At 72.5% G+C, this 10,103-nt stretch carries 9 protein-coding genes; 2 read left to right on the top strand and 7 right to left on the bottom strand.

The window, feature by feature from the left end; translation table 11 throughout:
- Nucleotides 1-748: hypothetical protein (locus E1298_RS48765; protein WP_207945094.1), on the top strand; the 748-nt coding region annotated here is incomplete at its 5' end.
- On the opposite strand, the gene E1298_RS38640 is transcribed toward E1298_RS48765, so the two are convergent.
- The 5 genes from E1298_RS38640 to E1298_RS38620 form a co-directional block, all read right to left on the bottom strand.
- On the bottom strand, nt 743-1,603 hold the full coding sequence (locus E1298_RS38640) for an ATP-binding cassette domain-containing protein (protein ID WP_131902349.1): 861 nt from the start codon (nt 1,601-1,603) through the stop codon (nt 743-745). The two genes, E1298_RS48765 and E1298_RS38640, sit on opposite strands and share 6 nt — an antisense overlap.
- Nucleotides 1,600-2,658, bottom strand: a complete 1,059-nt coding sequence (locus E1298_RS38635; RefSeq protein ID WP_131902348.1) for an ABC transporter permease — start codon at nt 2,656-2,658, stop codon at nt 1,600-1,602. Before E1298_RS38635 ends, E1298_RS38640 begins: the two co-directional genes overlap by 4 nt.
- A complete protein-coding gene (locus tag E1298_RS38630) occupies nt 2,655-3,653 on the bottom strand; it encodes a substrate-binding domain-containing protein (RefSeq protein ID WP_131902347.1) in 999 nt (332 codons plus the stop codon). Before E1298_RS38630 ends, E1298_RS38635 begins: the two co-directional genes overlap by 4 nt.
- 139 nt (nt 3,654-3,792) lie before the next feature.
- Nucleotides 3,793-4,644, bottom strand: a complete 852-nt coding sequence (locus E1298_RS38625) for a TIM barrel protein (RefSeq protein ID WP_131902346.1) — start codon at nt 4,642-4,644, stop codon at nt 3,793-3,795.
- Nucleotides 4,641-5,687 carry a Gfo/Idh/MocA family protein gene (locus tag E1298_RS38620; RefSeq protein WP_131902345.1) on the bottom strand — a complete coding sequence of 349 codons (1,047 nt, stop codon included), beginning with the start codon at nt 5,685-5,687 and terminating at the stop codon, nt 4,641-4,643. The genes E1298_RS38625 and E1298_RS38620 overlap by 4 nt, the downstream gene beginning before the upstream one ends.
- A 179-nt stretch (nt 5,688-5,866) precedes the next feature.
- Between E1298_RS38620 and E1298_RS38615 the strand changes: the two genes are divergently transcribed.
- Nucleotides 5,867-7,378, top strand: coding sequence for a nitroreductase/quinone reductase family protein (locus tag E1298_RS38615; RefSeq protein WP_131902344.1), 1,512 nt, complete (start codon nt 5,867-5,869; stop codon nt 7,376-7,378).
- Between the two features lie 6 nt (nt 7,379-7,384).
- Here E1298_RS38615 and E1298_RS38610 read toward each other — a convergent pair whose 3' ends face one another.
- Nucleotides 7,385-7,858 carry a VanZ family protein gene (locus tag E1298_RS38610; RefSeq protein WP_131902343.1) on the bottom strand — a complete coding sequence of 158 codons (474 nt, stop codon included), beginning with the start codon at nt 7,856-7,858 and terminating at the stop codon, nt 7,385-7,387.
- Between the two features lie 161 nt (nt 7,859-8,019).
- Nucleotides 8,020-10,103: endopeptidase La (lon, locus tag E1298_RS38605; RefSeq protein ID WP_131902342.1), on the bottom strand; the 2,084-nt coding region annotated here is incomplete at its 5' end.

Genomic DNA, 10,103 nt, shown 5'->3' with positions numbered 1-10,103 from the left:
GGCCGGGACCGGCGGGGTCCTCGCCGCGGTCGGCACCAAGACGGCCGTCGCCATCGCGGGAACCGCCATCGTCGGCACGACGGCGGGCGGCGTCGGCGTCTACCAGGCGTCCAGACCGGAACGCCCGCACGCCGCCGCGGTCAAGTCCGCCCCCGCCCCGCCGGGCGTGCCGCTGACGATCGGCAGGATCACGATCAAGGCCCCGCCGTTCTGGAAGAGCTATACGACCCCTCGCCGCTCCTTCACCGGGCGGGCAAGACCCGACGACGACAGCTACTACGTGCGCACCTGGAGGACGTGCGACAAGCAGCGGCCCATCGACGCGTCGGTCGGCGCCAGCTCGACCTGGTGCCCGGGCCTCCACGTGCTCGGCCCGACCTTCCTGGACGATTCCGGCTCCTACGTCGCCAACCCGTACGACCCCTCGGACACCTACGCGTCGCGGTTCAGCCAAGACGAGGGCATGAGCTGCCCCGGCCACGATGACCTGCGCGCGGTCGGCGTCCGCCACGGCGCGGTGCGGCTGGCGAACCGATTGGCGCCCATCGGGCCGAGGCGGGCGCGGTACCGCGAATGGCGGGTCCCCTGCTACACGCGCGAGGATCGTGACGGGTACGGCCCCACCCGCAAGACCCGCTTCTCCTATGTCGAGCGCCTGTGGTACCTGCCGGAGTCGAAGATCCTGATCGTCGACATCTGGAACACGCCGGACCTGGAGCGCATCCTGCGAAGCGCCGTGTGGTCATAGCCCGTCGCCGTCTTCGGCGGTCATGCCGAGGTCCTTCGCGTCCTTGGTCATGGCCGCGGCGGCGGCCCGGCCGGTGGCGGAGGCGTCCAGCTCGTGGGCGAGCTGCTCCAGTTCGGCGCCGCCCGCCATCAGCCCGGTCAGCTCGTCCCGGGTGATCTCGTCCTTGGCGTGGTGGCCGATGCCGCGCCCCCGGTTGAGGATCAGGAACCGGTCGCCCACCGGGTAGGCGTGGTGCGGGTTGTGGGTGATGAAGATGACCGCGAGCCCCCGCTCCCGCGCCTGGACGATGTAGCGCAGCACGACCCCGGCCTGCTTGACGCCGAGCGCCGCCGTCGGCTCGTCCAGGACGAGGGCCCGCGCCCCGAAGTGGACGGCGCGGGCGATCGCCACGCACTGCCGCTCGCCGCCCGACAGCGTGCCGATGGGCTGGTCGACGTCGCGCAGGTCGATGCCCATCGCGGCCAGCTCGCTCCGGGTGGTGCTGCGCATGAAGCCGATGTCCATGCGGCCGAACCCGCGGCGCTTCTCCGACCCGAGGAAGAAGTTGCGCCAGACGGGCATCAGCGGCACCACCGCGAGGTCCTGGTAGACGGTCGCGATGCCGCGGTCGAGGGCGTCGCGCGGCGAGGCGAACGAGACCTCCTCCCCGCGCACCTCGAAGGTGCCCGTGTCGTGCCGGTGCAGCCCGGCGATGATCTTGATGAGGGTGGACTTGCCCGCGCCGTTGTCGCCGAGGACGCAGGTGACCTCGCCCGCCGCCGCCTCCAGGCTCACGTCCCGCAGCGCGATGACCGCGCCGTAGTTCTTGCCGACGCCCGTCAGCCGCACCAGCGGCGCGTCCGTGCCCGACGTCATCTCGACCGCTCCACTCTGCGCCGCACGACCAGGTTGACCACCGTGGCGATGAGCAGCATCGCGCCGAGGAAGAACTTGAACCAGTCGGGGTTCCACTCGGCGTACACGATGCCCTTGTTCGTCATGCCGTAGATGAACGCGCCGATCGCCGCGCCGATCGCCGACCCGTAGCCGCCGGTCAGCAGGCACCCGCCGATGACGGCGCAGATGATGAAGGAGAACTCGTTGCCCACGCCCTCGCCGGACTGGACGGTCGCGAACGCGAACACCAGGTGCATCCCGGAGAACCAGGCGCAGAACGCGACGCCCATGAACAGGCCGATCTTGGTGCGGGCGACCGGGACGCCGACCGCGCGGGCGCTCCCGGCGGCGCCGCCCACCGCGAGGATCCAGTTGCCGACGCGGGTGCGCAGCAGGATCCAGGTGGCGATCGCGACGAACAGCAGCCACCAGAACACGGTGATGTTGACGTTGACGCCCGCGATGTCCACGTCGGAGGCGAACACGCGGCGGGCGGTGTCGAAGCCGTCCATGTCGCGGACCGAGTCGGAGGCGACGTTGCCCGTGATCGCCTTCGTCACGCCGAGGTTGAGGCCCGCCAGCATGAAGAACGAGGCGAGGGTGACGATGAAGCTCGGCAGCCCGGTCCTGACGTAGAGGATGCCGTTCACCATCCCGATCGCCAGCGTCACCACGAGCGAGACGGCCACGCCCGCCCACACGTTCAGCGTGAGCTGGTAGCTGACCAGCGCGGCGATCAGCGCCGACGAGGTCACCATCACCCCGGCGGACAGGTCGAACTCGCCGCCGATCATCAGCAGCGAGACGCCGACCGCCATGATCCCGAACGTCGAGCTCGCGTACAGCACCGTCGAGAACGACCCGGCTTGCAAGAACGCGTCCGCGACGATGGAGAAGAACGCGAACACCACCACCGCGCCGAGCAGCGCGCCCAGCTCCGGGCGGCCCAGCAGCCGCCGCAGCGGCGACTGCCGGGCCATGCGCTCGTCGGCGCCGCCGCCGGCCGGCGGCGGTTCCGCCGCGGCCTGCGTCATCGGGTGCCCCGGGCGGCGAACGCCTCCAGCGCGGCGGCGTTGGCCTTGGTGACGATCGCGGGCCCCGTCAGCACCGGCCGCCCGCCGCCGATGACGTTGCCGTTGTTCTTCAGCAGCCACAGCTCGTCCACGGCCCCGTACCCCTGAAGGTACGGCTGCTGGTCGACGGCGAACCAGATCGCGCCCGACTTGATCGAGTCGATGAGGTCCTTGTTCATGTCGAACGTGCCGACCTTGGCCTTGCTGCCGGCCTGCTTCGCGGCGTCCACGGCCGTCGCCGCGAACGGCGCGCCCAGCGTCAGGATCCCGTCGACGCCCTTGTCGGCCTGGAGCTTCGCGGTGATGGACGACTTGACCTGCGGCATGTTCGTCCCCTGCACGAACAGGTTCTGCAGGTCGCCGCCGAAGGTCTTCTTCGCCCCGGCGCAGCGGTCCTCCAGGCCGACGTTGCCCTGCTCGTGGATCACGCACAGGGCCTTCTTCGCACCGATCCTGGCCAGCTCCGTCCCGGCCGCCTCGCCCGCGATCGACTCGTCCTGCCCGAAGTGCGCGACCGCGCCGAGCTTGGCCGAGTCCCCCGCGCCCGAGTTGATCGACACCACCGGGATCTTGGCGGCGGCCGCGCGGGCGAGGGCGTCCTTCATCGCGTCCGGCTTGGCGAGGGTGACGATGATGCCGTCCACCTTCTGGTCGATCGCGGTCTTGACGAGCTGCGCCTGCTTGCCGCCGTCCGGGTCGGCCGAGTAGAGGAACTCGACGTTGTCCTTGGCGGCGGCGGCCTTGGCGCCCTTCTGCACGATGTCCCAGAACGTGTCGCCCGGCCCCGAGTGGGTGACCATCGCGATCTTCAACCGGGGTCCCGCGCCGGGCGCCGCCTTCGCGCTCTCCTCGGCCTTCTTGCCCCCGGAACCGCTGCAGGCGCCGAGCGCCAGCACACCGGCGGCCGCCAGGACCGCGAGGCTCCTGGACGATTCCCGCGCGACTACGCCTCTCATCGTCGCTCTCCGTTTCTCCCCCGAGGGATGGGCTGGGTCAACAGAGAAGTTGATCACAGATGCGGCATGATCGCCGCCTCCTCGGGGCGACCCGTCCGCGCGGACGCGGTCCTCCGGGCCTCCCCGGGGAGGCGGTCGCTCATCGGGCCGCTTGGGCGAGGTGGTCGAGGCCGCGCCGGACGTCGCCGTACGGCCCCTCCCCCGGCGGCGGCTCGGCGGTGAGGACGGTGTCCTGCTCCAGCACGTACCAGCCGTCGTAGCCGGCGGCCTCCAGCGTGCGGACGATGGCGGCGACGTCGACGTCCCCGTCCCCGAGCGGCGGGTAGAGGCCGGCCTTCACGGCGCCGGTGTAGGAGATGCCGCCGCGGAGCACGCGCTCGGCGAGCGCCGCGTCCACGTCCTTGAGGTGGACGTGCCCGATCCGCGCCGACGCGAACCGCGCCAGCCACAGGGGGTCGGTGCCGCCGACGAGCAGGTGCCCGGTGTCCAGGCACAGCGGGACGGCGCAGCCGCCCAGCACGCGCTCGACCTCCGCGCGGCGGTCCACGACCGTCCCCGCGTGCGGGTGCAGGGTGACCCGCCGCCCGCGCGCGGCGGCCATCGCCGTGATCTCGTCGAGGTTGCACAGCAGCGTCGCCCACGCCCTGGTGTCCAGGCTCGGCCGCCGGTCGTAGCCGTCCAGCCCGGTGGCCGCCGCCAGCACGAGCACGCCGTCCACGCCGTCGAGGGCCCGCTCGACCTCCGGCAGCGGGTCGCGCGCCGGATCGTGCAGGACGAGCGGGACGAACCCGCCCACGAGCCCCAGCCCGTACGACGCCAGCAGCGCCTCCCGCTCAGGCCGCCCGCGCGGCAGGAATCCCTCCGGCCCGAGTTCCGTCGCCGCGAGCCCGAGATCGCGCATCTCCGCCAGCACCCGCGCCGGCTCCATCTGATGCCCCCAGCCGGGCACCTCGCACACGCCCCACGAGATCGGGGCTCCCGCGATCCTCATCGCCGCACCTCCTCGATGCCGACGATCCTGCCCTCCCGCAGGGACCGCTCGCACGCCTCCGCGAGATAAAACGCCTCCATGGCCTCTTCCGGCGGGCACGGGCTGGCGCGGCGCCCGGCGGCCATGTCCACGAAGGCGCGGAGCTCGGCGTCGTAGGCGTCGGAGAACCGCTCCATGAACCCGCCGTAGGCCCCGCGCGGGCCCGCGCCCGGCTCGGGGAGCGCGGTCACCGGCGTCCGCTCGTCCAGCCCGGCGACGACGCTGTCCTTGGACCCGAACAGCTCCAGCCGCGCGTCGTACCCGGCGGCGTTGTACCGGGTGGCCGAGACGAGCCCGAGCGTCCCGTCGTCTAAGACGAGCAGCGCGGACCCGGTGTCGACGTCGCCGTACTCGCGGATGAAGTCGTCGCCCCGGTTGGAGCCCGACGCCATCACGCGCACCACGTCCCGTCCCGTGACGAACCGGACGAGGTCCAGGTCGTGGATCACGCAGTCGCGGAACAGCCCTCCGGAGGCGGGGATGTAGCCCGCGGGCGGCGGCGCCGGGTCGAAGCTGCACGACCGCACGGTGTGCAGCCACCCGAGCCGTCCCGAGGCGAGCGCCTCGCGCGCCGCCATGTTCCCCGCGTCGAAGCGCCGCTGGAAGCCGACCTGCACCGGGACGCCGGCCGCCTCCGCCGCCGCCACGATCTGGAACGTTCCATCAAGATCCGCCGCGAGCGGTTTCTCGCAGAACACCGGTACCCCTTCGAGCATCGCCCGGTCCACCAGCTCCGCGTGCGCGCAGGTGGCGGCGGCCACGACCAGGCCGTCCAGGTCCGCCGCGTACACCTTCTCGACGGCCTCCACGGCGACGACCTCCGGAGCGCCCGCATCGTCCCGGACGCCGACCTCGGCGCAGCGGGCGGCCAGGCGGGCCGCCAGGTGATGCGCTCGGCACGGGTCGGCGTCGGCGATGAGCAGCGACTCCACCTCGGGCATTTCATAGAGCGTGGCGGCGTGGCGCGCACCGATGCGCCCTGCGCCGGCCAGTCCGATCCTCATGAGTTCCCCTCCCGGGCGGCGGTTGGGTGAGCCCCGAGTGTGCTGGAGCGTTCCATGAGCGTCAACGGGCGGCCATGCACGTTCGGTGATAAGAAGTGACCGAAACCGTGACGGCTAGGCTGGGGGCCGTAACGCTGGGGTACTGTCGCAACTCACAGACCAAGCGCTAGTTTGTTCGTATGCGGGTCTTCGTCACCGGCGCCTCCGGGTTCGTCGGCTCCTCCACGGTCCGGGCCTTGCTGGCCGCCGGGCACCGTCCGCGCGCGCTCGTCCGCGACCCCGGCCGGGCGGCCCGCGTCCTGCGCACCATCGGCGTCCCCGCCGAGGACGTGGAGCTGGTCACCGGCGACATGCTGGACGCCGGCTCCGTGGCGGAGGCCCTCGCCGGCTGCGACGCCGCGATCCACGCGGCGGCGGCCATCGGCGTGACCGGCGACGCCGGTGACCTGGTCGAGGTCAACGTGACCGGCACCCGCAACGTCGTCGGCGGCGCCGTCGCGCACGGCCTGGCCCCGGTGGTCCACGTGTCCACGGTCGCGGTGTTCGTCCCGCCGTCCGGCCCTGTCATCACCGCCGCCGGGCCCCTCGCGAGCCCCCGCACCGACTACGGCCGCTCCAAGCTCGCCGCCGAGCGCTACGTGCGCGGGCTCCAGGACGGCGGCGCGCCCGTCACGATCGTCTACCCCGGCGGCGTCTGCGGCCCGGACCAGCCCGTCCTGGACGCGCTGATGGAGGGCCTCGCCGCCGCGCTCGGAAAGGTCTGGCCGCTTCCGGGCGGCGGCGTCTCGGTCCTGGACGTCCGCGACCTCGGCGAGGCCCTGGCCCGCTGCGTCGAGACCCGTCCGGGCCCGAACCGCTGGCTGCTCGGCGGCCACTACCTGACCTGGCCGCAGTACGCCGACCTGTGCGACCGCCTCACCGGCGTGCGGTGCCGCCGCGTCCGCGTCCCGGACGGCCTGATGCTGGGGCTGGGCACCGCCCTGGACGCGGCAAAGCGCGTCCGCCCCTTCCACTACCCACTCACCCGCGACGCCGCCGAGTTCATGGTCACGCTCGTCCCGACCGACGACCGCCCGATCCTGGACGCGCTGGACCTCACCCTGCGTCCCGTCGAGCGGACCGTCGCCGACAGCGTTCGGTGGCTGGCCGAGAGCGGCCACCTGAATCCCCGCAGAGCCGGACGGCTCATCACCAAGGAGCAGCAGATGCCGAGTCGCACGCAGCGCACGCTGGGCCCGCTCTTCCAGCGGATCTCCGGCGCGCCGTGGTTCTCCCGGATCGGCCCGAAGATCGTCCCGCCCGCCGACCGGCTCCTGCACCGGCTCACCGGCGGCCGCGTCCTGCTCGGCCAGGCCCTCGTCCCGAGCCTGGTGCTGACCACGACCGGCGCGGTGAGCGGGCGCCCCCGCCGGGCGCCCCTCGCATGCCTGCCCGAGAAGGACGGCACCTGGGTGGTGGTCGGCTCCAACTTCGGGCGCGAGAAGCACCCCGCCTGGACGGGCAACCTCATCAAGAACCCCGACGCCGAGATCAGCTTCCGCGGCCGCGCCGTCCCCGTCACCGCCCGTCTCCTGGACGACGAGGAGCGCGCCGAGGTGTGGCCGCGCCTGCTCAAGGTCTGGCCCGTCTACGACCGTTATGTGGAACGTACCGAGCGCCAACTAAGGGTCTTCCGCCTCACCCCGCGCTGACCATTCCTAAGTGCCGCGGACGGTCCGGGAAAGGCGGCGTCCGAGGAGGAAATAGGCGATGACCACGCCGACGACATTGAGGATGACGTCATCGATGTCGAAGGCGCGCCCGATGACGAACGCGCCCTGGACGGTCTCGATCGCCAGGGAGAAAAGGCCGGTCACGACCGCGAGGCGCAGCGGGCCGCGCAGGCCGCGCGAGACGACGGGGAGCAGGACCCCCATCGGCGCCAGCAGCGCCAGATTGCCGCCGAGCTGGAGCAGCGCCTCCTTCTTCGGCCGGTCCATGTAGAAGCGCAGCGAGTCGCCGGGATCGGTGTTCCCGCCGGCCTGGCCATTGTCGCGGACGGGCGTCAGCGTGAGCCGGAACGCGATATAGCAGAAGCCGCCCAGAACGGCGAGCGCGATGACCACCGCGACCACCCTGAGGACGACCACGTACCAGGGGGCCCGCTCGCCGGTCCGCGCCGGCTGCCACATCTCCGTCAACACCCCGCGCTGGTCCCCGTTCCGTCACGAACTATGCGGGCGCCGCGATAACGCCTTTTGTTTCACTCCGCCACCGCCATTATGTGCCGACCGGATACTCATGAGCGGACGCCCGCGCCGGGGAGGCCCCGGCGCGGGCGTCCTGCCCCGCCTCAGGCGGCGACCGGGGTGGTGGCCGGCTCCAGCGCCAGGTCCAGCACCTCGCGGACGTCGCTGACGGCGAACACCGTCATGTTCTCCAGCACCTCCGCCGGCACGTCCTCAAGGTCCGGCTCGTTGCGCTTCGGGACGATCGCGGTGGTGATGCCGAGCCGGCTCGCGGCCAGCAGCTTCTGCTTCAGCCCGCCGATCGGCAGCACCCGCCCGGTCAGCGACACCTCGCCGGTCATCGCCACGTCGGAGCGGACCGGCCGTCCCGACAGCAGGGACGCCAGCGCCGCCGTCATCGTGATGCCCGCGCTCGGCCCGTCCTTGGGGATCGCGCCGGCGGGCACGTGGACGTGCACACCGCGGTCCTTCAGGTCGCCGACCGGCAGCTCCAGCTCGGCGCCCCGCGAGCGCAGGTAGCTGAGCGCGATCCGCGCCGACTCCTTCATCACGTCGCCGAGCTGGCCGGTCAGCGTCACGCCGGTGTCGCCGGTCTCCTTGTCGGCCAGCGACGCCTCGATGTACAGCACGTCGCCGCCCGCGCCGGTGACCGCGAGCCCCGTCGCGACGCCGGGCACGCCCGTCCGCCGCTCGGACCTGCTCAGCTCGACCTCCGGCGTGAACCTCGGCCGTCCCAGATAGTCCTTCAGGCCGTCCGCGCCGATCGAGACCGGCAGCGACGCCTTCTCCAGCGCCACGTTGGCCGCGACCTTGCGCAGCACCCGCGCGATCGAGCGGTCCAGGGACCGCACGCCCGCCTCCCGGGTGTACTCGGCCGCCAGCAGCCGCAGCGCGTCGTCGCCGAACGCGACCTCGGACGCCTCCAGCCCGGCCTTGTCGAGCTGCCGGGGCAGCAGGTGGTCGCGCGCGATCGTGACCTTCTCGTCCTCGGTGTAGCCGTCGAGCTCGACGAGCTCCATCCGGTCGAGCAGCGGCCCCGGGATCGCCTCCACCACGTTCGCCGTGGCGAGGAACAGCACGTCGCTCAGGTCCAGCTCGACCTCCAGGTAGTGGTCCCGGAAGGTGTGGTTCTGCTCGGGGTCCAGGACCTCCAGCAGCGCCGCGGTCGGGTCGCCCCGGTAGTCCGCGCCGACCTTGTCCACCTCGTCCAGCAGCACGACCGGGTTCATCGAGCCCGCCTCGCGGATGGCCCGGACGATCCGTCCCGGCAGCGCCCCCACATAGGTGCGCCGGTGGCCGCGGATCTCCGCCTCGTCCCGGACACCGCCCAGGGCGACGCGGACGAACTTGCGCCCCATCGACCGCGCGACCGATTCACCGAGCGAGGTCTTGCCCACGCCGGGAGGACCGGTGAGCGCGAGCACGGCCCCGCTCCGCCGCCCGCCCACGACACCGAGCCCGCGGTCCGCGCGCCGCTTGCGCACGGCCAGGTACTCGACGATGCGCTCCTTCACGTCGTCCAGGCCCGCGTGGTCGGCGTCCAGGATCTCCCGTGCGCCCGCGATGTCGTAGGCGTCCTCGGTCCGCTCGTTCCACGGGATGTCGAGGACGGTGTCCAGCCACGTGCGGATCCAGCCGCCCTCCGGCGAGGCGTCGGACGACCGCTCCAGCTTGTCGACCTCCTTCAGCGCCGCCTCGCGGACCTTCTCGGGCAGCTCCGCGGCCTCGATCCGCGCCCGGTAGTCGTCCTCCTCGTCGGCGGGGTCGCCGTTCAGCTCGGCCAGCTCCTTGCGGATGGCCTCCTGCTGCTGGCGCAGCAGGAACTCCCGCTGCGTCTTGTCCATGCCCTCCTGGACGTCCTTGCGGATCGTCTCCGCCACGTCCAGCTCCGCCAGGTGGTCGCGCGCCCACCCGATCACCAAGGTGAGCCGCTCGACCACGTCGGGCGTCTCCAGCACCTCGATCTTCTGCTCGTCCGACAGGTAGGGCGCGTACCCGGCGTTGTCGGCCAGCGTGGACGGGTCGTCGATCTGCTGCACCACGTCCACGACCTGCCAGGCGCCGCGCTTCTGCAGGATCGCGCTGACCAGGCCCTTGTACTCCCTGGCCAGCTCCTGCGCCCGCCCGGTCGCCGCCGGCGTCTCGATCACGGTGCCCTCGACCCACAGCGCCGCCCCCGGCCCCGTGG

The sequence above is a fragment of the Actinomadura rubrisoli genome, from assembly GCF_004349215.1.
GTDB lineage: Bacteria > Actinomycetota > Actinomycetes > Streptosporangiales > Streptosporangiaceae > Spirillospora > Spirillospora rubrisoli.
Note: the sequence above shows the minus strand (reverse complement) of the source record. Positions and strands in the feature narration are given on the sequence as shown.